The sequence below is a fragment of the Herbaspirillum aquaticum genome (assembly GCF_002213425.1).
Classification (GTDB): Bacteria; Pseudomonadota; Gammaproteobacteria; order Burkholderiales; family Burkholderiaceae_D; genus Herbaspirillum; species Herbaspirillum aquaticum.
The window spans coordinates 23,677-46,129 of record NZ_NJGV01000004.1 but is presented as its reverse complement, the minus strand read 5'-3'; the positions used below and the strand labels follow the sequence as shown (position 1 = coordinate 46,129).

The window sequence follows — 22,453 nt, the reverse complement described above, 5'->3', positions numbered from 1 at the left end:
GTCTCGTGGTCTCGGTTTCGTTATCGGAATAAAGCGGGGGTAGCACTCAGAAGAACAGGAAGCTCATGACGATGAACAGCGGCACCAGGATGCCCACCGACCACGCCATGTAGCCGAAAAAACTGGGCATGCGGATGCCGCGCTCTTCCGCGATGGCCTTGACCATCATGTTGGGCGCATTGCCGATATAGCTGTTGGCCCCCATGAAGACGGCACCGGCGGAGATGGCCGCCAGCGTCGAGGCCAGCGGCCCCATCAGTTCCCGCGCATCGCCCGAAGCGGTGTTGAAGAACACCAGGTAGGTCGGCGCATTGTCGAGGAACGAGGACAGCAAGCCCGTCATCCAGAAATACATCACATCGTCCGGTTTGCCGTCCGGGCCGGTCACGGCGCGCACCACGGTGGCAAACGCGCCCTGCTCGCCCGCCCGCAGCATGGCGATCACCGGGGCGATGGTCAGGAAGATGGCCGCAAAGAGCTTGCCCACTTCCAGCATCGGGCCCCATCCGAAGTCATTGCCGCTGCGTGCGGAAGTTGGCGTGAGCCACAGCGACAGCAGGATCACGCCCACCAATAGGCCATCACGCAGCAGGTTCTGCCACTCCAGCGGCGTACCCAGCACCTCGGTGGCCACGCCCGGTTTCCACAGGCCGCTCATCAGAACCAGACCGACCACTGCGCCCAGCAGGAGGAAGTTGAACTTGCCTTCCAGGCGCAGCGCCGAGTCCGGCGTGGGATCGAGCGGGCGGCGCTCTTCGCGGTTGAGGTAAAAATGGCGATCCAGCAGATAGAAGACCAGCAGCAGCGCACCGCACAGGAAAGCCATCGGCCCCAGCAGGTGGCGTGCGGTCCAGAAGAAATCCACACCCTTGAGGAAGCCCAGGAACAGCGGCGGATCGCCCAGGGGCGTAAGCGAGCCACCCGCATTGGCGACCAGGAAGATGAAGAACACCACCACGTGGACCGTGTGCTTGCGATCATCATTGGCGCGGATGAGCGGACGAATCAACAGCATGGCCGCACCGGTCGTACCCATGAGGCTGGCCAGCAAGGTACCCAGTGCCAGCAATCCGGTATTGAGCGCGGGCGTGCCGTGCAGGTTGCCGCGCACGCAGATGCCGCCGGCCACGGTGAAGAGCGCGGTCAGCAGGATGATGAAGGGAAGATATTCCGCCACCAGCGCATGCACGCTGATGGCCAGTGCCGCATGCGACCCGTGCAGGGCCGCGAACGGCAGCAGGAAGGCCAGCGCCCAGACCCCGGCGATCTTGCCGAAATGGTGATGCCACAAGGCCGGCGCCAGCAGCGGCAGCACGGCAATCGACAGCAGAACGCCCGCGAACGGCAAGGCCCAGGCCAGGGAAAGCCCGGCACCGTCCAGATCGGCGGCTTGGGAAACGGCCGGCAGCATCAATGCCAGCATTGCGGGGAGACGAATTGTGAGAGCTCTGATCTGCAAATGAAGGTCCTGATGGCAAATAGAGGGGTGGCCGTCACACGACAATCTGCGGCCAAGGGGAGCCACACTATACCAGCCACGCGAGCACGCCCGAAGCGAAAGCCGGGCAGGCGAAAAAATTTCAAGTATGCATGCCCCTGCGTCAACTGCGCAGCTGGCGCCACACCTCACCAAGCGTGACCGCATCGGGCCACGCCAAGGACAACAGCAGTCCGCTCACGCTCACCAGCAGCAGCACCGCGAGGAAGGGTCGCCAGGTGCGCTGCACGGCCGTCTCCAGCCAGTGGCGATCGGCACGGTAGCCGAAGCGCCGATACAGCCCGGCCGCCAGCAATGCGTCGAAGATCAGTTCGGAAAACAGCACGGGGGCCATGCCCAGCATGGTGACGACGGAATACAGCGCGGCAGCAATGAGCGAGATCACCGATACCGCAAAGACCAGCAAGCCCAGTGCTTCGCCCAGGTCGACACCGTCCGCCAGGCCCGCCGCATCGCGCCCGTCAGCAAGACTGAAATCCACATTGGCGCTGGCCCCGCCGCCGTCGAAGCTGCCACCACCGCCCTGCCACTGAGGCGCAGACTTGGGCAGGGAAATATTGAGGGGTAGATCGCCGAGGAAACCGGCGTCGATTCCGGAGCCGTCATTGCGGCGGTTGCGCCCGTCCTGCTCCGGCTGCACGCCTGACGCGAACTGCGCGCCCGCGCTGGCCGCCATCCCGGTCCCGGCCAGCGCCCTGCGCCGGTCGCCACGGCGCAGCAGCCATAGCCATATCGACAGCATCAACAGGAAACCCGGATACGCCACCAGGCAGGCCAGCCCATAGCGCAGCCCCATGTTGTGCCAGCCATGCCGCAGCATCCATGCCGAGGCGAGCAATCCGAGACTGGCGGCGAGCGTGATGAGCAGCAGCATGAACAGGCGCGGGAAGCCCCGATGGCTGATCTTGCGGCTCAACCGCAGCGTCCGTACCCGACGGAACAACATCGGCTTCTTCAAGCCCCGCCTCCCCGATGCCGCATCAGTCCGTCCCCGGTCAAGCCTTGATCTGGAATACCTGGCGCAAGTAATTCACATAGGCCGGGTCATCGCACATGTTCTTGGAAGGCGTATCGGACAGCTTGGCCACCGGCTGGCCATTGCAGCGGACCATCTTCATGACCACCTGCAAGGGCGTGTAGCCCAAGTCATTGGTGAGATTGGTGCCGACGCCAAAGGCCACCTTGGCGCGATCCTTGAAGCGCAGGTAGAGCGCGCGCACCTTGTCGAAGTCCAGGCTGTCGGAGAACACCAGCACCTTGCTGGAAGGGTCGACGCGGTTGTCACGGTAATGCTGGATCAGGCGCTCGCCCCATTCAAACGGATCGCCCGAATCATGGCGCGCACCGTCGAAGAGCTTGCAGAAATACATGTCGTAGTCGCGCAGGAAGGCATCCATGCCATAGACGTCCGAGAGCGTGATGCCGAGGTCGCCGCGATACTCGCGCGCCCACATTTCAAAGGCGAAGGTCTGCGAATCACGCAGGCGCGGGCCCAGTGCCTGGCATGCCTGCAGGTATTCATGCGCCATGGTGCCCAGCGGGGTCAGGTCATGCTGCATGGCGTACATCACGTTGGAGGTGCCGGCGAAGTGGTCCCCCATATGCTGCTTCATCTCGTCGATGACCTCGGCATGCCAGCTGCGCGAGAAGCGGCGGCGGGTGCCGTAGTCGGCAATCTTGCAGCCGGCCAGTTCGGCATCATCAGTGATGACCGACATCTTCTTGCGCAGGCGCGCCCTGCCCTCTTCCAGGTCCGGCGAACGCTGGGTGGCGCGGAAATACACTTCATTGACGATGGCCAGTACCGGCACTTCGAACATGATGGTGTGCAGCCACGGCCCCTTCACCTGGATCTCGATCTCGCCATTGCCGGCCGGATCGGGCTGGACCGTGATGTACTTTTCGTTCAGGTGGAACAGGTCGAGGAAGTCGACGAAGTCGCTCTTGATGAAGCGCAGGCCGCGCAGGTAATTCAGTTCATCTTCCTTGAAGCGCAGGCGGCACAATGCGGCAATCTCGGCGCGGATCTCGTCGACATAGGGGGTCAGGTCGATGTGCTCGTTGCGGCATTTGAACTTGTATTCGACCTGGGCGCCGGGGAAGTGATGCAGGACCACCTGCATCATCGTGAATTTGTACAGGTCGGTATCGAGTAGGGATGTGATGATCATGAAGTCCGGATGCGGACATGCCGCATGCTGCCATGTTGATGGTCCACGTGCATGAGGGCTGCCCCGGAGCGCGCCGCTGCATGCGTTGGCCACGCCCTGAAGCGTCGCGACCGCTATCTTAACCGAGATCGCCCAAAGCAAAGCCCCCTGCCATGAGGGGGCTTTGGCAACACCGCGGGCGGCGAGAGACTGGCTTACTTGCCCGCCGAAGCCGGGCGGCGTCCGCGCACGTAGGTCGGCGGCGGCAGGTAGGCCGTGCCATCGAGGTAGCGCCATTCGCGCATGGTGCTGCGGCCATCCTTCTGCGAGACCAGGCCGATGAAGGCCCCCATCGTGGATTGCTGGTCCAGCGCACGGAAGCTCAACTCACCCAGCGGCGACGACCAGTGCAGGCCGCGCAGGGATTCCAGCAGCACTTCGCCGTCCCCGCCTTCGCTCTTCTTCAGGCCGCCCGCAATGGCCATCATGGTGCTGTAACCCAGCACCGCCGAGAGTTGCGGACGTTCGCTGAATTTCTTCAGATAGGCTTCCAGGAAACGCTGGTGCTCGGGCGTATTGATCTGGTCCCACGGGTAACCCACGGCCACCCAGTCGCGAATCGCTTCACTCTGGCTGGGATCCAGGCTCTGCGCCCCGGCCGAGGTCATCGACACCACCCGCACACCGTTGAACAGCTGCTGGCGATTGCCGGCCTGCACGAACTTTTGCAGGTCTTCGCCGAAGGTGGCATTGAAGATGGCATCCGGACGCGACTGGCGGATCGCCCGCGCCACCTCGTCGGCCTTCATCTTGCCCATGGCCGGCCACTGGTCGCTGACGAATTCCACATCCGGACGGGCTTGTTTCAACAGCATCTTGAAGCTGGCCACGGCACTCTGTCCGTATTCATAGTTGGGCGCCACCATGGCCCAGCGCCGCCCCGGCATGCGTGCCGCCTGCTCGGCCAGCATCGCGGCCAGCATGTAGGTCGAGGGACGCACGCGGAAGGTGTAGCGATTGCCCTTGTCCAGGGTGATGGCGTCAGTGAGCGCATCGCCCACCACCAGCACCGTCTTGCTGCGGGCGGCTTCGCGCGCCACGGCCAGGGCCACGTCGGAGAGCATGGTGCCGGTCAGCACTTCCACGTGCTCCTTGCTGACCAGCTCCCGGGCATTGCGGGCGGCCTGGTCGGCATCACCCAAGTCGTCGCGGCTGATGAGCTGCAAGGGGCGGCCATGGATGCCGCCGGACTCGTTGATCTGTTCCAGCGCCAGCGACAGCCCGTTGCGATAGGCCTGGCTGGCGGTGGAGGCACGCCCCTGGCTGTTGATCTCGCCGATGCGGATGGGCTCGGCAGCCGCAGCGCCCACCGGCAGCGCAAGGGAAACGGATACTGCCAGCGCGGCGAGCAAGGCCGGCAGCAGCGAAAGACGGGATCGGGGGGAGGACTGGGGGCCTGCAGCGTTCACGCCGGGACTTCCTTCTGATGATGTGCGACAAGCCGCGCCACGCCGGCGGGCCCGGCTCCAGGCGCTGGAACCGCAGGCCACAAGACCCTGGCGGCGGCTGGGCTTATCGCGAGCTTGTTTATTTACTTATACGTAATCTGTATAAGCCTCATTTGTGGGAAAAATCGAATTACCTTAAAATACAAGGCTTTGCGGCGGGTTGCGCAGCGGCATCACCAGCGCCTTCCACAGGCCTCCACCAGGCGTCCACAAGATGCCAGGGAACTGGAAAATGCACCTCAACCGCAGGTTGACCAGCCGCAACATGATTTTAACCGTGCCATATTGCCATCAATTGCGGCGCAGTTAGCCATCGGTTTGAAGAAATTTTACAGATAGGACAGTTATGACCCACGTTGTCACCGATTCCTGCGTCCGTTGCCGCTACACGGATTGCGTGGATGTTTGCCCGGTGGATTGTTTCCGCGAAGGCCCCAATTTCCTCGCGATTGACCCGGATGAGTGCATCGACTGCGCCGTCTGCGTGGCCGAGTGCCCGGTCAATGCGATCTACGCGGAAGAAGACGTGCCGGCCGACCAGCAGCAGTACATCGCCCTGAACGCCGATCTGTCCCGCAGCTGGCCCTCCATCACCAAGACCAAGGCACCGCTGCCGGAAGCCGAGGAATGGAAGGACAAGACCGACAAGCTGCAATACCTGCAGCGCTGATTCCTGCGGAGAATCAAGTGGACCGGGCCTGTCCCGGTCGACAATGGCGGTTGCGCATCCAGCCCGGCAGTTTCATCGCCACGCCAGATGCGCAGCCGTTTGCATTTGGCCGCCAGCAATACCCCTGAGAGCCGCATGGCCGGGCTGAATTGCCCCTGCTTCGTCCTCCTGTTGCGCTCTCGGCTAGCATTTCGCATCTCTTTTACCTGGCCTCTCCCCCGCCAGCGGCCCTGCCGCCAGCCAGCGCCCAGCGCAAGAGGGAAAAGCCGCTCTACTGATCTGATCTACTGAAACAGGAATATCAAGAAAATCATGGAAAACAATGTCCAGACTGCGGCAGTCAACGGTGTCATCGATGCCGACGCCGTCATCATCGGCGCCGGCCCGGTCGGCCTGTTCCAGGTGTTCGAACTCGGCCTGCTGGAAATCAAGGCGCACGTGATCGATTCGCTGCCGGTAGTCGGCGGCCAGTGCGTGGAGCTGTATCCGGACAAGCCCATCTATGACATCCCCGCCGTGCCCGTCTGCACCGGCCAGGAACTGACCGACAACCTGTTGAAGCAGATCGAGCCCTTCTCGCCGACCTTCCACCTGGGCCAGGAAGTGACCCTGGTGAACAAGCGCGAAGATGGCCGTTTCGACGTCGAAACCTCCACCGGCACCAAGTTCATCACCAAGACCATCTTCATCGCCGCCGGTGTGGGCTCGTTCCAGCCGCGTACCCTGAAGGTCGAAGGCATCGAGCAGTTCGAAGGTTCGCAGGTGTTCTACCGCGTCAAGGACCCGGCCCTGTTCGAAGGCAAGAACATCGTCATCTGCGGCGGCGGCGACTCCGCCCTGGACTGGGCCCTGAACTTCGTGGGCAAGGCCGAATCGGTGATCCTGCTGCACCGTCGCGAAGAATTCCGCGCTGCCCCGGCTTCGGTGGCCAAGATGAAGGAGCTGTGCGAACAGTACGAGATGCAGCTGGTCATCGGCCAGGTCACCGGCACCGAGATCAAGGATGGCAAGCTGTCCGAAGTCAAGGTCACGGGCGCTGACGGCGTGACCCGCCGCCTGCCGCTGGACATGCTGCTGGTGTTCTTCGGCCTGTCGCCCAAGCTGGGCCCGATCGCCGAGTGGGGCCTGGAGATCGAGCGCAAGCAACTGAAGGTGATGGATACCGAGAAGTTCGAGACCAACGTCCCGGGCATCTTCGCCGTGGGCGACATCAACACCTATCCGGGCAAGAAGAAGCTGATCCTGTCGGGCTTCCACGAAGCCGCGCTGGCCGCCTTCGGCGCTGCGCCCTACATCTTCCCGGAAAAGAAGATCCACATGCAGTACACCACCACCTCGCCCAAGCTGCACAAGATCCTGGGCGTGGAAAGCCCGGTCTTCGACTAAATCGACGTCGCAAGACCCCAAGTGCCGCCGCAAGCGGCCTGCAGAGCCCCCGTCCGGTACGGGGGCTTTTTGTTTATGAAGGTTTTTGCAGAAACCTGTGGGGCCCGCGCCACTGGTCTGACCAGCAAGCAGGGCGTAAGGCAAAGCGTGCTATGCTACCGCGTCGCAACAAGGAAAAAGTTGACAGATTAAACACAATATGAACTCTGTCAGCCGATGATCGTCGCCAAACGTTTGTGGCACATGCTTGCTGCGCACCTGGTCCGGGTTATCCATCCGGACGGGAAAGCCAGCCGGTGCTTGTATAAAGGTCAGCTATGCTTTATCAACTGCATGAACTCAATCGCGCGTTCCTGAACCCCATGATGCAATGGGCCGAAACCTCGGCCAAACTGTTCTCGGACCCGGTTTCCCCGCTCGCCCACACCCCTTTCTCGCAGCGCATCGCCGCCGGCTATGAGTTGCTGTATCGCCTCTCCAAGGAATACGAAAAGCCCCTCTTCAACATCGGCGAAGTGCCCGTTGACGGCAAGCCGGTCGGCATCACGGAAGAAGTGGTCGAGACCAAGCCCTTCTGTCGCCTGATCCATTTCAAGAAGGACCTGTCGGCCCGCCAGAGCGCCGCCTTGAAGCAGCCCACCGTGCTGGTGGTGGCGCCCCTGTCCGGCCACCACTCCACCCTGCTGCGCGAGACGGTGCGCGCGCTGCTGCAGGAGCATGACGTCTTCATCACCGACTGGACCGATGCCCGCATGGTGCCGGTCGAGGCCGGTGAGTTCCACCTGCACGATTATGTCTACTACGTGCAGGACTTCATCCGCACCCTGGGCCCGGACGTGCACGTCATTTCCGTGTGCCAGCCCACCGTGCCGGTGCTGGCGGCCATTTCGCTCATGGCCAGTGCCAACGACCCCAAGCTGCCCAAGAGCATGACCATGATGGGCGGCCCCATCGATGCCCGCAAGTCGCCCACCGCCGTCAACGACCTGGCCACCGAAAAGCCCTTCTCCTGGTTCGAAAACACGGTGATCTACAGCGTGCCGGCCAATTACCCCGGCTTCGGCCGCAAGGTCTACCCCGGCTTCCTGCAGCATGCCGGCTTCGTGGCCATGAACCCGCGCCGCCATGCCCAGAGCCACTGGGATTTCTACATGCACCTGCGCGACGGCGACGATGCCTCCGCCGAAGAGCACCGCAAGTTCTACGACGAGTACAACGCCGTGCTGGACATGCCGGCCGAGTTCTACCTGGAGACCATCAAGGTGGTGTTCCAGGACTTCAACCTGGCCCGTGGCACCTGGGAAATCGAAGGCAAGCTGGTGCGTCCGCAGGACATCAAGTCGGTCGCGCTCTTCACCATCGAAGGCGAGCTCGATGACATCTCCGGTTCCGGCCAGACCCAGGCGGCGCAGGAGCTGTGCAGCAGCATCCCGAAGGCACGCAAGCAGCATTTCACCGTGCCCAAGGCGGGCCACTACGGCATCTTCTCGGGCCGCCGCTGGCGCGAGATCGTCTGTCCGAAGATCGGCGAATTCATCCGCGCCAACGCGTAAAGCTGCTCTTTGCGCCAAGAACGGCACCCCGTCTGTACGGTGGTGCCGTTTTGCTTTGTGGCGGCGGCATGACTTGGCGGCGGTTTGGCCGGATAATAGCGCCCTTGTCCCGTTGAACTGCCTGACCGCCGTGCCGCCATCCGCCACCACCGCCCCCGCCTCCCTGGCCGACCGCCTCGAAGACCTGCTGCCGCAAACCCAGTGCACCAAGTGTGGCTATCCGGCCTGCCGTCCCTATGCCGAGGCCATGGCCGAGGGCCGCGCCCCGTATAACCAGTGCCCGCCTGGCGGCCAGGAAGGCGTGGCGCGGCTGGCACAATTGCTGGGCAAACCGGTGATCCCGCTGAACCCGGCCAACGGCAGCGAACAGCCTCGCCGCCTGGCGCTGATCGATGAAGCCGTCTGCATCGGCTGCACGCTCTGCATCCAGGCCTGCCCGGTGGACGCCATTGCGGGCGCCGCCAAGCAGATGCATACGGTGATCGAATCGCTCTGCACCGGCTGCGACCTGTGCGTGGCCCCCTGCCCGGTCGATTGCATCAGCATGGTCGAGGCTACGCCCGGCCGTACTGGCTGGCAGGCCTGGAGCCAGGAACAAGCCGATGCTGCCCGCGCGCGCCATGACTGGCGCACCCTGCGCCTGCGGCGCGAGAAGGAAGAAAACGATGCCCGCCTGGCCGCCAAGGCCGCTGCCAAGCTCAAGGAAGTGGAGGCAGCGGCGGCCGGCACGCCCGAAGAACAAGCCGAACTGGCCCGCAAGAAAGCCATCATCCAGGCCGCCATGGAGCGCGCGCGCCTGAAGAAACTGCAAGCCGAACAAGCCAGCCCCCAGACCGACAGCCCACCGCCATGAACCCGACCAAACGCCGCGAGATCTTCGAGCGCCTGCGCCAGGCCAACCCGACGCCCACCACCGAACTGGAATACACCACGCCGTTCGAGCTGCTGATCGCCGTGCTGCTGTCAGCGCAGGCTACCGATGTGTCGGTGAACAAGGCCACCCGCAAGCTCTATCCGGTGGCCAATACGCCCGAGGCCATCTACCGCATGGGGGTGGACCAGCTCATGCCTTACATCCAGACCATCGGGCTGTATCGCACCAAGGCCAAGAACGTCATCGAGACCTGCCGCATCCTCATCGAAGAACACGGCGGCGAGGTACCGGAGTCGCGCGAGGCGCTGGAAGCCTTGCCGGGCGTGGGCCGCAAGACCGCCAACGTGGTCCTCAATACGGCCTTCGGCCATCCCACCATCGCGGTGGATACGCATATCTTCCGGGTCTCCAACCGTACCGGCCTTGCACCGGGCAAGGATGTGGACGAAGTCGAGCGCAAGCTCATCAAGTTCGTGGCGCCGGAATTTCGCCAGGATGCGCACCACTGGCTGATCCTGCATGGCCGCTACACCTGCATCGCGCGCAAGCCGCAATGCTGGAACTGCAGCATCGCCGACCTCTGCGAATTCAAGCAGAAAACGCCACTTCCGGCCAAGGGCGTCTGAGAACGCTCTAGCGCGGAAGCCCGTACAGGCGCGTGACCGGCACCCAGCGCTGGTCCTGGACTTCATACAGGGTAAAAGTCGGGTTGAGCAGGTCGCCTTCCTCGTTGAAGGCCACCGGTCCGCTCACGCCCTCGAAACGCAAACGGTGCATGGCCCTGGCAATCGCATCCGGATCGGTGCTGCCAGCCTGGCGCAGGCCCAGCAGGATGGACTGCGCCGCTTCATAAGCGAAGACCGCATAGAGGTCGATATCGGAGTCGAAAGCCTCACTGTAGCGCTGGCGGAAGTGCCGCCAGCCGGGCATCTTGTCCTGCGGCGGTCCGGGTTCGAGGACCAGCGCACCGTTGGCATCGGGACCGGCGCGCATCAGGAAGGGCAGCCCCAGTGTGCCGGGCGAGGTCATCAGGCGCGCCTCCAGCTTCAAGCGGCGGATGGACTTGGCCAGCACACCGGCTTGCCAGTCCAGCCCGCCGAAGAAGATCAGGTCCGGCTTGAGGCTGCGCGCCTGCATCAGCGGGGCGTTGAAGTCGGAGGTCTTGTCGCTGACGTTGTAGCGCGCCAGTACCTTGCCCCCCTGCGCCTCCACCTCGCGGGCGAACTGCTCGGCCAGCCCTTGGCCGAAGGGAGTGCGGTCATCCATGGTCACTACGGAGCGCAAGCCAAGCTTGTCGACGGCATAACGCGCAGACCAGCGGCCGATGCTCTCGTTGTTGGGAATGGTGCGGAAGATGCGCGGATACGACAGGGCCGTGAGCTTGCGACTCATCGCCGAAGGGGTCACCTGGATCACGCCTGCCGCATGGTAGACCGGAGCCGCTGCCAGGCTGGTGCCGCTGGTCCAGTGGCCGACCACACCGATGACGTGCTGACCGACCAGGTAACGTGCGACATACTCCGCCGTGGCGGGGTCCGCCCTGTCATCCTGGGACACCAGCTTGAGCCGGTAATGCTTGCCGGCGATGACCACACCGCGCCGGTTGGCCTCATCCAGCGCCAATTGCACTCCATTGCGCATGCTGCGGCCAACGCCCATGGAAGGGCCGCTCAGGGGGCCGGCAAAGCCGATGGCCAGGGTCGATTCGTCGCCCGCGTGCTCGTCGCCGGCCATGCTCGCCTTGGCCGCTGCCGAGGGAGCCGCCAGCGCGGCCTGCGCGCAGCAGCCCAGCAAGGCCAGCGCGATACAAAGCAACGGCCGCGTCCATGTCCGTGGACGGCGCACAGGCCCGATCAGGCTTCCGCCAAAAAGCATGCATGCTTCCTTCTCGCTGCCCGGCCTTGCGTTCCCCCCATCGCGCCAGGGCGATGCGGCCGGGTACTGCATTGGATGGATTATTCAGATGCTTGTCGTAGGGAAAGAATATTACTTCATCTTGGCCTGTCATGGCGCAGGCCTTGGCCGGCCTCCTGAAGCGCGTGGCAGACCAGCGTAGAATAGCGCTTTATCCCCGATTGATGCACCGCCATGTTCACGCCGTCCCAGCACGATGTCCGCCGCTTCTTCTGCGAAGCCTACCGCAAGCACCAGGGCAACCAGGTGCTGACGCCCCTGGAAGCCATCGCCCGCGACTGGATCCTGCAGCATCCGGAATACCACGATGCCCTGCGCGACGTGGATGAAGCGCTGGCGGCCGACTATTCGATCGAGCGCGGCCAGAGCAATCCCTTCCTGCATCTGTCGATGCACCTGTCGATCACGGAACAGATCTCCATCGACCAGCCCCCCGGCATTCGTGGCGCTTTCCAGCTGCTGGCCCAGCGCCGCGGCTCGGAGCACGATGCCCATCATGAAATCATGGAAGCCCTGGGCGAAATGATCTGGAACGCCCAGCGCAATGGCTTGCCGCCGGATGGCGCGGCTTATATCGAGAATATCAAGCGGCGGGCGCAGGGATAAACCTTCACGCGCACAACAAAAAGCCACGCCGCAACACCCAGCCGGCGTGGCTTTTTCTCGTAATGGACCAGCGCAGCTTACTTGCGCACCACCAGACTCCCCGGCAGGCTGTGCAGATAAGCGGCGATGTCGTTGATGTCGCGATCCGTGAGCGGCTTGGCCTGGCCGGACATGATGGCGTTGTTGCGGCCATTCATGGCGGTGTCGCCCCGGCGGTAGGCCGTCAGGGCATGCTTGAGGTAGTCCGCATGCTGGCCGGCCAGCTTCGGGTAGCCCGGATCGATGGGCGAGTTGTAGTCCTTGCCGTGGCAGGAGGCGCAGTTGTACTTCTCCACCAGCGCACGGCCGTTGGCCACATCGGCGGCGCTGGCCGCTTGCGACAGCAGGGCTGTGGCGCCCAGCAGCGACAGGGCAATCAGGTTCTTCTTCATCTCGTGGCTCCCCTTACTTCTGCTGCGAATAGTAGGCGGCCAGGTCGGCGATGTCCTGGTCCGACAGGCTGGCGGCCACGCCCATCATCGAAGGATGCTTGCGCTCCCCCTTCTGGTAGGCACGCAGCGCGTTCTCGATGTACTTGGCGGACTGGCCACCCAGCATCGGCACCTGGTAGACCTCGGGATAGCTGGCTTTGTAGCCGGGGATGCCATGGCAACCGATGCACATGGAGACTTTGTTTTCAGCGGCCTTGGCGTTGCCGACGATGTCGGCCGCAGTTGCACTGCCGAGCACGCCAGCCAGGGCAAGAAACACGAGGTGTTTTTTCATGTGAGCAGGGTAAGTGATTGGACTTGCCATCCGTCCCGCCTCAACCTCGGCGCGGCGGACACCCGACGAAACGCATCTTTTGCTGCCAGCGGCAAACTTTATCGTGCTTGTTCGATTGCCCTGGTACTGCAGGTTTGGCTGTTCTGCTATGGCTCAACCGGTGTTTCGGCTCAAGCTTGTCTCTCCACTCCCCCTGCCTTGCGCAAAAAACGATTTCGATTCTAACCAATAAAACCGGCAGCGTCATCCCTGCCCGCAAACCCTCCCCGACAGACGCAATCGCCCGCCAGGCAAGGCCGGGCGGGCGATCGATCCATTATATGCGCTGCAATATTAACGCTATGGCATCTGGCTGATGCCAACGCTAGGCGACATGCCGCGTAGCCTGGACATGCATATCCTGCCCCCGCTCAGCTGAAGCCAGGCGCGGTTGCGGGTCGTCCTCGCGCGCGCCGCCCTCGCCCTCATCGTTGTCGTCCTCGTCTTCGCCGGCGTCATCCTGCACTGCCGCATCCTTCTTTTGCGGAAGAATGAAGAACAAGGGCCGCACGACGAAACGGCGCAACACCGCCCGCATCGCAATATTGCGGGCGCGGCGCGGCAGGTCGCGTGAACGTAGTGCCAGGGCCAGGGCGCAGGCGAAGGCTACCGCCACCGACAGCAGGGCGGTCACGGCCACACCCCCGGCGGCCAGCCAGAAGGCAGGCGTCATCAGGGTTTCCCAGCCGAGGCTGAAGACTGCGGCAGTCAGCGCACCGGCGGCCAGCGTTACATGGCGGATATCCAGTGGCAGGCTGAAGAAGGCCGCCACCACCGGGGCCAATCCCAGCAGCAGGGCCAGCGACAGGCTACCGGCAATGGTGGCCACGTTGCGCTCCAGCCAGGCGGCGCAGCGCTGGGCGCGCATGGCACCAAGACCATGCACCAGGCGGCGATGGTTGGAGACGACCTCCCGCACCCGGCGCAGGGCGAACCAGTTGTCGGCGAAGCCGGCCGCAAGACTGGCCAGCCACAGCAGCACGCCGGTCAGCGCGGCATACAGGGGAGTGGGGCCGACCAGCGAGAGCGCAGCGATGGCCTGGCGCGCCTCGTTGGCCGGCATCGGCTGGCTGCCCAGTGCAAACCAGCCCAGCGCGCACAGCGCTGCCGTGACCGGGATCACCGCCAGCAGATTGCCAAAGATGCCCGCCGACTGCGATCGCAACAGCTGGCCGGATTCGGCGATGAGCTCGCGCATGCCATCGGCATCCAGGTCCCCCATGCGAGAAGCCAGCGCCGGTGCGGTCACGGCCGGCTGGCGCGTGGCCAGCACGCCGCCCAGCGCGGCAATGAGCAGGAAACTGGCCGCATAGTTCAGCGACGCCAGCGCCCCGTCGACGAAGTGCACGACGCCCAGCGTCGACAGGCTCTGCTTGACCAGGGCCGTGGCGGCGATGACCGCGCCCCCCACCAGACCGGCTCGCATCACCCGGCGATACCCGGCGCCGTCGCGGGCGATGGCTTGCTCGCGGTGGTCAGCGTTGCGCTCGACCATCTTGCGCGCCAGCAAGGCAAAACTGCGCCGCATCAGCCCGCGCACCGAGTCGCGGTGATGGTGGGCGGAAATCAGGTCGCACAGCAGCAACTGCATGCGCCCTGCCCCGGCCAGCGCCGCCGGCCGCGCCACCATGCCAGGCACGGCCGGGCTGATGACGGGACCAGGCACGCCGGAACGCACGTCAATAAGCCGCCCGATGCGCTGCAGGTGTGCGCGCATGCGTTCGACGCGATAGACCAGGCTCACCGAGACGCCGTATTCATCCAGGTGCGCATAGATGCGGTCGGTCTGCGCATGGCACACGGCCACCAGCATGCGCACGCTGCGCAAGGCACCGAGGTCGCCCGGCTGGGCGCGCAGCCAGGCTTCCATCTCCCGCCGCAGCGCCAGGAAGGGCGTGGCGCGCATGGGCATCTTGGGTTCCAGCCGCTGGCGGAAGGCCGGGCTGATGCCATCGGCCACCACGGTGGTGGTGAGGTAGGTGATGGCTTCCTCGATCTGCTGCCAGTACATGTGGGAGATGCCGTCATCGGCCATCAGCTTCCACAGCCGCTGCAGCAGCTCATTGTCCAGCTCCAGCAGCCAGGCGGCATCGTCCGGATCGGGGAACATGGCCGTGAAGAGCGAGGAGAGATCAGTCGGCGAGAGGTGGCGCGGCAGGATCAGCCGGGCGAGGCGTTCGGTCAGCTCGCCGAAGAAGCCGGGTTCGTGCGGCAGGCCGGTGGTGGAAAAGAGTTCGGGGCCGGTGGCTTCGCGCAGGGTCTTCTGCAGCGCGTTCTGGACCGCGCGCCGCACGTCACGGTGCTGGTCCAGCCAGTCCAGCATGATGGCCAGACGCTGGCGCCGTACCTGGTGCCAAGCCTGGCGATCCAGCAGCGAGACTGCGGGACGGTGGCGCAGCCACTCGGCCACGTCGATCATCCAGTTGGCCCGCTCATGCCAGCTGGCTGCCGGGTCGATGCGACGCATCAGGACTTCCAGCTGCCGGCCGACGTCATGACGGTCCATGTAACGCGCCTGCATGCCGTGACGCATCCGTCTCCACACCACCAGCATCTTGAAGAAAAGAAATTTCATGGGCAGTGAGCGCCTGGGGCGCTTTCAGTTTGTTGCATGCGTAGCCCTTGATATAAGAACGATTGAGCAGAATTCAAGCCCTCGCCGCTGCGCCGGTGTTGGCCGGCTTTTCCCTTATACTCGAAGAAATGTCCGGCGCGGCTGCTGCAATGCCGCATCTTCCCGGCAATCCAACCACAGCAACCTGACAAGGACAGCATCCATGCCAGATCATTCCACCGCATCATCCAACGCAGGCAAATTCACCGGCAGCGACAACTACGTTGCCACCGATGACCTCAAGCTGGCCGTCAATGCCGCCCTCACCTTGCAGCGTCCGCTGCTCATCAAGGGCGAGCCCGGTACCGGCAAGACCATGCTGGCCGAGGAAGTGGCCGCCGCCCTGGGCCGTCCCCTGCTGCAGTGGCACATCAAGTCCACCACCAAGGCCCAGCAGGGCCTGTACGAATACGATGCGGTCTCGCGCCTGCGTGATTCACAATTGGGCGATGAACGCGTCAAGGACATCCACAACTACATCGTCAAGGGTGTGCTGTGGCAGGCCTTCACGGCCGAGGAGCCGGTGGTGCTGCTGATCGACGAGATCGACAAGGCCGACATCGAATTCCCCAACGACCTGCTGCGCGAAATCGACCGCATGGAGTTCTACGTCTACGAGACGCGCGAACTGGTGCGTGCCAAACACCGGCCGCTGGTGGTCATCACCTCCAACAACGAGAAGGAATTGCCGGACGCCTTCCTGCGCCGCTGCTTCTTCCACTACATCAAGTTCCCCGACAAGGAGACCATGCAGCAGATCGTCGACGTGCACTTCCCGCACATCAAGCGCGACCTGCTGGCGCGCGCGCTGGACGCTTTTTACCAGGTGCGCGAGGTGCCGGGCATCAAGAAGAAGCCCTCGACCTCGGAGCTGATCGACTGGCTCAAGCTGCTCATGGCCGAGGACATCCCGCCCGAAGCCCTGCACAGCCAGGACAACAAGGCCGTGGTCCCGCCCCTGCATGGCGCGCTGCTCAAGAACGAGCAGGATGTGCACCTGTTCGAGCGCCTGGTCTTCATGTCGCGCAACAACCGCTGAACCTGTCGCCATCCACCGGGAGCCGCCATGCAATTCCTCTCGCCGATCACCTTGAAGGGCCAGTTCGCCACCGTCGAGCCGCTGCATCCCGAGCACCACGATGCGCTCATTGCCGCTGTCTCGGATGGCAAGCTGTGGAAGCTCTGGTACACCGCCATCCCCAAGCCGGAAAACATGCGCGCCGAGATCGAACGCCGCCTGCACCTGCAGCAGCAGGGCAGCATGCTGCCCTTCGTGATCCGCCGCAATGACACCGGCGCACTGTGCGGCATGACCACCTACATGAATGCCGATGTGGCCAACCGGCGCGTGGAGATCGGCTCCACCTGGTATGCCGCCAGTGCCCAGCGCACCGGCATCAATACCGAGTGCAAGCTGATGCTGCTCACGCACGCCTTCGAGGACATGCACTGCATCGCCGTGGAGTTCCGTACCCACTGGATGAACCAGCAGTCGCGCGCGGCCATTGCACGGCTGGGTGCCAAGCAGGACGGCGTCCTGCGCAATCACCAGCGCATGCCCGACGGCTCCTATCGCGACACGGTGGTGTTTTCCATCATCGAATCGGAATGGCCGACGGTGCGCCGCCATCTCCAGTTCAAGCTGGGCCGCTGAGGCGGCTGCGGGATTGCATTCATGCTCATCGATTTCTTCTACACCGTGAAACAGGCTGGCGTGCCGGCCTCGATCAAGGAATTCCTGACCCTGCTGGAGGCAATGGACAAGCAGGTCATTTCACCTTCCCTGGATGAGTTCTACTTTCTGTCGCGCCTGACGCTGGTCAAGGACGAAGCGCACTTCGACAAGTTCGACCGCGCCTTCGGAGCCTACTTCAAGGGCATCGAAACGATCTTCGAGAAGCGGCCGGAGATTCCGCTGGAATGGCTGGTCAAGCAATTGCAGCGCGATCTCACGCCCGAGCAGAAGGCCGCCATCGAGAAGTTCGGTTATGACAAGCTGATGGACCGCTTGAAGCAGTTGCTGGAAGAACAGAAGGAGCGCCACGAAGGCGGCAGCAAATGGATCGGCACCGGCGGGGTATCGCCCTTCGGCCATGGCGGCTTCAACCCCGAGGGCATCCGCATCGGCGGCAAGGGTGGCCAGCGCAGCGCGGTGAAGGTATGGGAAGAACGCGAATACAAGGACTACGACGGCGAACGCGAACTGGGCACGCGCAACATCAAGGTGGCGCTGCGCCGCCTGCGCCGCTTTGCCCGTGAAGGGCTGGAGGAGGAACTGGCGCTGGACGACACCATCCGCGCCACCGCCAGCAATGCCGGCTACCTGGACATCCGCATGCAGCCCGAGCGCAAGAACAAGATCAAGGTGTTGATGCTCTTCGATGTCGGCGGTTCGATGGACGACCACATCGCCCGCACCGAAGAACTGTTCTCGGCGGCCCGCACCGAGTTCAAGAACATGGAGTTCTTTTATTTCCACAACTGCGTCTATGACTACCTGTGGAAGAACAACCGCCGCCGCCACGCCGAGCGCTTCCCGACCTGGGATGTGCTGCGCAAGTACACGCCGGACACCAAGCTCATCTTCGTGGGCGATGCCACCATGAGCCCTTACGAAATCGTGCAGCCAGGCGGCTCGGTGGAATACAACAATGCAGAAGCGGGGGCAGAGTGGCTGCAGCGCTTCACCAGTACTTTCCCGCACTTCGTCTGGCTCAATCCCGAGCCGGAAGGCCTGTGGCAATACCGGCAATCGATCGCGCTGATCCGCCAGCTCATGAACAACCGCATGTTCCCGCTGACCATGGATGGGCTGGAGGGAGCGATGCGATTGCTCAGCAAGTAGGTCCTCAGGCCGCGACCGGGGTATAGCCTGCTTCCTCGATGGCCTCGGCAAACTGCTGCGCCGGCAGGCTGCTGTCGATGACCACGCGCTTGTCGGCCACTGCAATGTCGACCCTGGCATTGGCGTCCACATCCTTGACAGCCTTGGTGATGACGCCTGCACAGTGGTTGCAGGTCATGTCGTTGACGGTGAAGGTGGTGCTCATGGCGTTTCCTTTCATGAAATGAAGTCAATGATGGAAGCTTAAACCTTCCTACCAAGGGAAGGTCAAGCGCAGCTTCAAGCATCCATGCGACAATCCGACTTGACCTTACCATCATGGGAAGGATGATGATGCAGGCATCGATCATCCTTCCGGAGTTGTTGCCATGTCCTCTTCCTCCCCTGCTACCGCCGAGATCAGCCTTGATATCGAAGGCATGAGCTGTGCCTCCTGCGTGATGCGCGTAGAGAAGGTGCTCAAGAAAATCCCCGGTGTGACCGAGGTCAGCGTCAACCTCGCCACAGAACGCGCCAGCATCGCCACGGCCGAACCCGTGGCCCCGGCGACCCTGATTGCCGCCATCGAAAAAGCCGGCTATCAGGCGCACCAGCACATCCCTGAAGAGACTGCCGCGCCGGCCAGCACCACACGCCGCCTGCCAAGCTGGTGGCCGGTGGCCGTCGCGGCCGCGCTGTCGCTGCCGCTCTTGCTGCCCATGCTGCTGGCCCCGCTGGGCATCCGCTGGAGCCTGCCCCCGCTGTGGCAATGGCTGCTGGCCACACCGGTGCAGTTCTGGCTGGGCTGGCGTTTCTATCACGCCGGATGGGGCGCGCTGCGCGCGCGTTCGGGCAACATGGATCTGCTGGTAGCGCTGGGCACCAGCGCGGCTTACGGGCTGTCGGTGTGGCAATGGCTGAGCATGCCGGCCATGGGTGATCACGCCATGGCCATGCCGCACCTCTACTTTGAAAGCTCGGCCGTGGTGATCACCCTGGTGCTGCTGGGCAAATGGCTGGAAGGCCGCGCCAAGCGCCAGACGGCCGACGCCATCGCCGCCCTCAACGCGCTGCGCCCCGATCACGCCCGCGTGCGCCGCAATGGACAAGACATCGACGTGCCGCTGGCCCAGGTGCGCGTGGGGGACCTGGTGGTGCTGCGTCCGGGCGAGCGGGTCCCGGTCGACGGCATCGTCAAGGAGGGCCGCAGCCATCTGGATGAAGCCCTGCTGACCGGCGAGAGCCGCCCGCAAGCCAAGCAAGCCGGTGACAAGCTGGCCGCCGGCGCCATCAATGCGGAAGGCGTGCTGGTCTTCGAAGCCACCGCCATCGGTGCCGAAACCATGCTCGCGCGCATCGTGCGCATGGTGGAACAGGCGCAGGCGGCCAAGGCACCGATCCAGCGCCTGGTGGACAAGGTCAGCGCCGTCTTCGTGCCGGCTGTTCTCATCCTGTCAGCCCTGACCTTCCTCGGCTGGGGCCTGGTGGCGGGCGACTGGCAACAGGCCCTGCTCAATGCGGTCGCGGTGATGGTGATCGCCTGCCCTTGCGCACTGGGCCTGGCCACGCCCACGGCCATCATGGCCGGCACCGGCGTGGCAGCACGCCACGGCATCCTCATCAAGGACGCGCAGGCGCTGGAGATCGCGCATCGGGTCGATGTGATCGCGTTCGACAAGACCGGCACGCTCACCGAGGGCCGCCCGCGCCTGACTGAAATGGAAGCCGCTGATGCTGCCGGACGCGATCAGGACCATGCATTGCTGGCGTTGGCAGCCGCCCTGCAAGCCCGCAGTGAACACCCGCTGGCACGTGCCGTGATGGAGGCGGCGGCTGCGCAGCCGGGCCTGGCTATCCCGCAAGCTGAGCAAGTGCGCAGCGTGGCCGGATTGGGCATCGAAGGCCATGTCGATGGCCGGGCACTTTACCTGGGCAGCAGCCGCTGGATGCAGCAGTTGCAGGCCAGCGCCCCGGCCCTGCAAGCGCGCGCCGAGCAGTTGCAAGCCCTGGGACGTACCCTGTCCTGGCTGGCCGAACGTGAAGCGGGCCATGTCCGCATCCTCGGCCTGCTGGCCTTCGGCGACGAGATCAAGCCCGGTGCGCAGCAAGCCATCGCCACCCTGCACGCCCTGGGCATCCGCACCGCCATGCTCAGTGGCGACAACCGGGGAGCCGCACAACAAGTGGCCGCCGCACTGGGCATCCAGGATGTGCGCGCCGAAGTGCTGCCCGGCGACAAGGCCGAGGCCGTTGCCGCCCTGCGTGAGAACGGCGCGCATGTGGTGGCCATGGTCGGCGACGGCGTCAACGATGCCCCCGCGCTGGCCGCTGCCGATGTCGGCATCGCCATGTCCACCGGCACCGACGTGGCCATGCAGGCTGCCGGGATCACGCTGATGCATGGCGATCCCGGCCTGGCAGCCCACGCCATCGACATCTCGCGCCGCACCTACGGCAAGATTCGCCAGAACCTGTTCTGGGCATTCATCTACAACCTGGTCGGAATTCCCCTGGCCGCCTTCGGCCTGCTCAACCCCATGCTGGCCGGCGCGGCGATGGCGTTTTCCAGCGTGAGCGTGGTCAGCAATGCCCTGCTGCTGCGCCGCTGGCACCCGCAGGGGCCTGCAAACACGGAGAAGTGAACATGAATATCGGAGAAGCCGCCAGTGCCTCGGGTGTCTCGGCCAAGATGATTCGCCATTATGAAGAAACGGGCCTGATCCCCAAGGTCGGCCGCACCGATGCCGGCTACCGCGTCTATGGCGAGCGCGACGTGCATTTGCTGCGCTTCATCCGCCAGGCCCGGCAACTGGGGTTTTCCATGACCCAGGTGAGCGACCTGATCGGGCTGTGGCTGGACCAGTCGCGCTCCAGCCGCAAGGTCAAGCAGCTGGCCCAGACCCACATCGGCGAACTGGAACAGCGCATTCGTGAACTGCAGACCATGAAGGGCACGCTGGAACGCCTGGTGCAGGACTGCCATGGCGACAATCGCCCGGACTGCCCCATCCTCGATGCCCTCGGCGCAGAGCCGGGCTGCTGCGCCCATACGGAGTCACAGCCATGACCGTGCTGCGCTGGGGCATCATCGGCTGCGGTGCCGTCACCGAAACGAAAAGCGGCCCGGCCTATCGCAGCACACCCGGTTTCGAACTGGCCGCCGTCATGCGCCGCGACGCCGCCCTGGCCGCCGACTACGCGCAGCGCCACGGCGTACCGCGCTGGTTCGATGATGCCGATGCGCTCATCGGCGATCCCGCTATCGATGCCGTCTACATCGCCACCCCGCCCGATACGCACCTGCACTATGCCTTGAAGGTCGCGGCCCCCGGCAAACCCTGCTGCGTCGAAAAGCCGATGGCTCCCAGCCATGCCGAATGCCTGCAGATGCTCGCTGCCTTCGAGGCGGCGCGACAACCGCTGTTCGTGGCCTATTACCGGCGCTCGCTGCCGCGTTTCGAGCAGGTGCGCCGATGGCTGCAGGAAGGCCGCATCGGCACGCCGCGCCACGTACATTGGCAGCTGGCGCGCACCCCGCACCCGGATGACCTGCAAGGCCGCTATCGCTGGCGCACCGATGCCCGCATCGCACCGGGCGGCTACTTCGATGATCTTGCCAGCCATGGTTTGAACCTGTTCTCGCACTTCTTCGGCGACGTGGCACAGGTGGCCGGTGCCAGCGCCAACCAGCAAGGAATCTACAGCGCCAAAGATGCGGTGGCTGCCAGCTGGCGCTATCACAGTGGCGTCACCGGCAGCGGCAGCTGGCATTTCGGCAGCTTTGAACGGGCTGATCGGGCAGAGATCACGGGCAGCGCAGGCAAGCTGGAATTTTCCATCTTCGAGGAACAGCCACTGGTCCTGACCACGCCGGCGGAGCGCGTGGAGCTGGTCATCCCCAATCCGCAACACATCCAGCAATACCACGTAGCCAACCTGCAAAAGCACCTCAGCGGAGGGGCGCCTCATCCCTCCTGTGGCGACAGCGCTGCGCACACGGCATGGATGATGGAAGCGATTCTGGCAAACCGGTGAAATCCTTCACCTGCTTG

The 22,453-nt window shown here is 64.0% G+C and carries 21 protein-coding genes; 12 read left to right on the top strand and 9 right to left on the bottom strand.

The annotated features are described in order from the left end of the window. Positions 1-46 precede the first annotated feature (46 nt). From CEJ45_RS04770 to CEJ45_RS04755, 4 genes are all read right to left on the bottom strand, one after another. Complete coding sequence (locus tag CEJ45_RS04770) at positions 47-1,423, bottom strand: sodium:proton antiporter (protein ID WP_187697629.1); 1,377 nt, start codon at positions 1,421-1,423, stop codon at positions 47-49. A 178-nt stretch (positions 1,424-1,601) separates the two neighbouring features. Beyond that, positions 1,602-2,414 (bottom strand): hypothetical protein, encoded by an 813-nt coding sequence (locus tag CEJ45_RS04765; RefSeq protein ID WP_241517276.1) that lies wholly within the window; start codon positions 2,412-2,414, stop codon positions 1,602-1,604. Positions 2,415-2,493: 79 nt separating this feature from the next. Next, entirely contained in the window at positions 2,494-3,669 is a 1,176-nt protein-coding gene (gene pncB, locus CEJ45_RS04760) for a nicotinate phosphoribosyltransferase (RefSeq protein WP_034340811.1), read from the bottom strand. A gap of 194 nt (positions 3,670-3,863) precedes the next feature. Then, positions 3,864-5,117 (bottom strand): ABC transporter substrate-binding protein, encoded by a 1,254-nt coding sequence (locus tag CEJ45_RS04755; protein ID WP_088754072.1) that lies wholly within the window; start codon positions 5,115-5,117, stop codon positions 3,864-3,866. Between the two features lie 385 nt (positions 5,118-5,502). On the opposite strand from CEJ45_RS04755, the gene fdxA reads away from it, so the two are divergent. From fdxA to nth, 5 genes are all read left to right on the top strand, one after another. Continuing rightward, the gene (gene fdxA / locus CEJ45_RS04750; RefSeq protein WP_039787587.1) at positions 5,503-5,826 is read left to right on the top strand and encodes a ferredoxin FdxA; all 324 of its coding nucleotides are present in this window, start codon (positions 5,503-5,505) and stop codon (positions 5,824-5,826) included. Between the two features lie 312 nt (positions 5,827-6,138). Further along, positions 6,139-7,212 carry an NAD(P)/FAD-dependent oxidoreductase gene (locus tag CEJ45_RS04745; RefSeq protein WP_039787591.1) on the top strand — a complete coding sequence of 358 codons (1,074 nt, stop codon included), beginning with the start codon at positions 6,139-6,141 and terminating at the stop codon, positions 7,210-7,212. A gap of 317 nt (positions 7,213-7,529) precedes the next feature. Next, entirely contained in the window at positions 7,530-8,765 is a 1,236-nt protein-coding gene (locus tag CEJ45_RS04740) for a polyhydroxyalkanoate depolymerase (RefSeq protein ID WP_088754071.1), read from the top strand. A gap of 130 nt (positions 8,766-8,895) precedes the next feature. Then, the gene (rsxB, locus tag CEJ45_RS04735) at positions 8,896-9,618 is read left to right on the top strand and encodes an electron transport complex subunit RsxB (protein ID WP_088754298.1); all 723 of its coding nucleotides are present in this window, start codon (positions 8,896-8,898) and stop codon (positions 9,616-9,618) included. Next, positions 9,615-10,265 carry an endonuclease III gene (gene nth, locus CEJ45_RS04730; RefSeq protein ID WP_088754070.1) on the top strand — a complete coding sequence of 217 codons (651 nt, stop codon included), beginning with the start codon at positions 9,615-9,617 and terminating at the stop codon, positions 10,263-10,265. The genes rsxB and nth overlap by 4 nt, the downstream gene beginning before the upstream one ends. Positions 10,266-10,272: 7 nt before the next feature. On the opposite strand, the gene CEJ45_RS04725 is transcribed toward nth, so the two are convergent. Further along, the gene (locus tag CEJ45_RS04725; RefSeq protein ID WP_241517275.1) at positions 10,273-11,454 is read right to left on the bottom strand and encodes a branched-chain amino acid ABC transporter substrate-binding protein; all 1,182 of its coding nucleotides are present in this window, start codon (positions 11,452-11,454) and stop codon (positions 10,273-10,275) included. A 273-nt stretch (positions 11,455-11,727) separates the two neighbouring features. On the opposite strand from CEJ45_RS04725, the gene CEJ45_RS04720 reads away from it, so the two are divergent. Beyond that, positions 11,728-12,159, top strand: a complete 432-nt coding sequence (locus tag CEJ45_RS04720; RefSeq protein ID WP_088754068.1) for a DUF1841 family protein — start codon at positions 11,728-11,730, stop codon at positions 12,157-12,159. 77 nt (positions 12,160-12,236) lie between these two features. Here CEJ45_RS04720 and CEJ45_RS04715 read toward each other — a convergent pair whose 3' ends face one another. The 3 genes from CEJ45_RS04715 to CEJ45_RS04705 form a co-directional block, all read right to left on the bottom strand. Beyond that, positions 12,237-12,590, bottom strand: a complete 354-nt coding sequence (locus CEJ45_RS04715) for a c-type cytochrome (RefSeq protein WP_039787599.1) — start codon at positions 12,588-12,590, stop codon at positions 12,237-12,239. A 13-nt stretch (positions 12,591-12,603) separates the two neighbouring features. After that, positions 12,604-12,924 carry a c-type cytochrome gene (locus CEJ45_RS04710; RefSeq protein WP_088754067.1) on the bottom strand — a complete coding sequence of 107 codons (321 nt, stop codon included), beginning with the start codon at positions 12,922-12,924 and terminating at the stop codon, positions 12,604-12,606. Positions 12,925-13,288: 364 nt separating this feature from the next. Continuing rightward, positions 13,289-15,538 carry a preprotein translocase subunit TatB gene (locus CEJ45_RS04705; protein ID WP_088754066.1) on the bottom strand — a complete coding sequence of 750 codons (2,250 nt, stop codon included), beginning with the start codon at positions 15,536-15,538 and terminating at the stop codon, positions 13,289-13,291. 202 nt (positions 15,539-15,740) lie between these two features. Between CEJ45_RS04705 and CEJ45_RS04700 the strand changes: the two genes are divergently transcribed. Genes CEJ45_RS04700 through CEJ45_RS04690 form a run of 3 tightly spaced genes read left to right on the top strand, consistent with a single transcriptional unit; the run spans position 15,741 to position 18,422 of the window. After that, the gene (locus CEJ45_RS04700; RefSeq protein ID WP_088754065.1) at positions 15,741-16,616 is read left to right on the top strand and encodes an AAA family ATPase; all 876 of its coding nucleotides are present in this window, start codon (positions 15,741-15,743) and stop codon (positions 16,614-16,616) included. Positions 16,617-16,643: 27 nt separating this feature from the next. Continuing rightward, a complete protein-coding gene (locus CEJ45_RS04695; protein WP_088754064.1) occupies positions 16,644-17,231 on the top strand; it encodes a GNAT family N-acetyltransferase in 588 nt (195 codons plus the stop codon). 21 nt (positions 17,232-17,252) lie between these two features. After that, positions 17,253-18,422: a vWA domain-containing protein gene (locus CEJ45_RS04690; protein ID WP_088754063.1), complete on the top strand. Its 1,170-nt coding sequence runs from the start codon at positions 17,253-17,255 to the stop codon at positions 18,420-18,422. A gap of 4 nt (positions 18,423-18,426) precedes the next feature. On the opposite strand, the gene CEJ45_RS04685 is transcribed toward CEJ45_RS04690, so the two are convergent. Next, positions 18,427-18,627: a heavy-metal-associated domain-containing protein gene (locus CEJ45_RS04685; RefSeq protein ID WP_088754062.1), complete on the bottom strand. Its 201-nt coding sequence runs from the start codon at positions 18,625-18,627 to the stop codon at positions 18,427-18,429. A gap of 163 nt (positions 18,628-18,790) precedes the next feature. Between CEJ45_RS04685 and CEJ45_RS04680 the strand changes: the two genes are divergently transcribed. The 3 genes from CEJ45_RS04680 to CEJ45_RS04670 are packed head-to-tail and all read left to right on the top strand — an operon-like array spanning position 18,791 to position 22,436. Then, entirely contained in the window at positions 18,791-21,043 is a 2,253-nt protein-coding gene (locus tag CEJ45_RS04680; RefSeq protein WP_088754061.1) for a heavy metal translocating P-type ATPase, read from the top strand. Positions 21,044-21,045: 2 nt separating this feature from the next. Next, entirely contained in the window at positions 21,046-21,468 is a 423-nt protein-coding gene (gene cueR / locus CEJ45_RS04675) for a Cu(I)-responsive transcriptional regulator (RefSeq protein ID WP_088754060.1), read from the top strand. After that, the gene (locus tag CEJ45_RS04670) at positions 21,465-22,436 is read left to right on the top strand and encodes a Gfo/Idh/MocA family protein (RefSeq protein WP_088754059.1); all 972 of its coding nucleotides are present in this window, start codon (positions 21,465-21,467) and stop codon (positions 22,434-22,436) included. The genes cueR and CEJ45_RS04670 overlap by 4 nt, the downstream gene beginning before the upstream one ends. Positions 22,437-22,453: the final 17 nt, after the last annotated feature.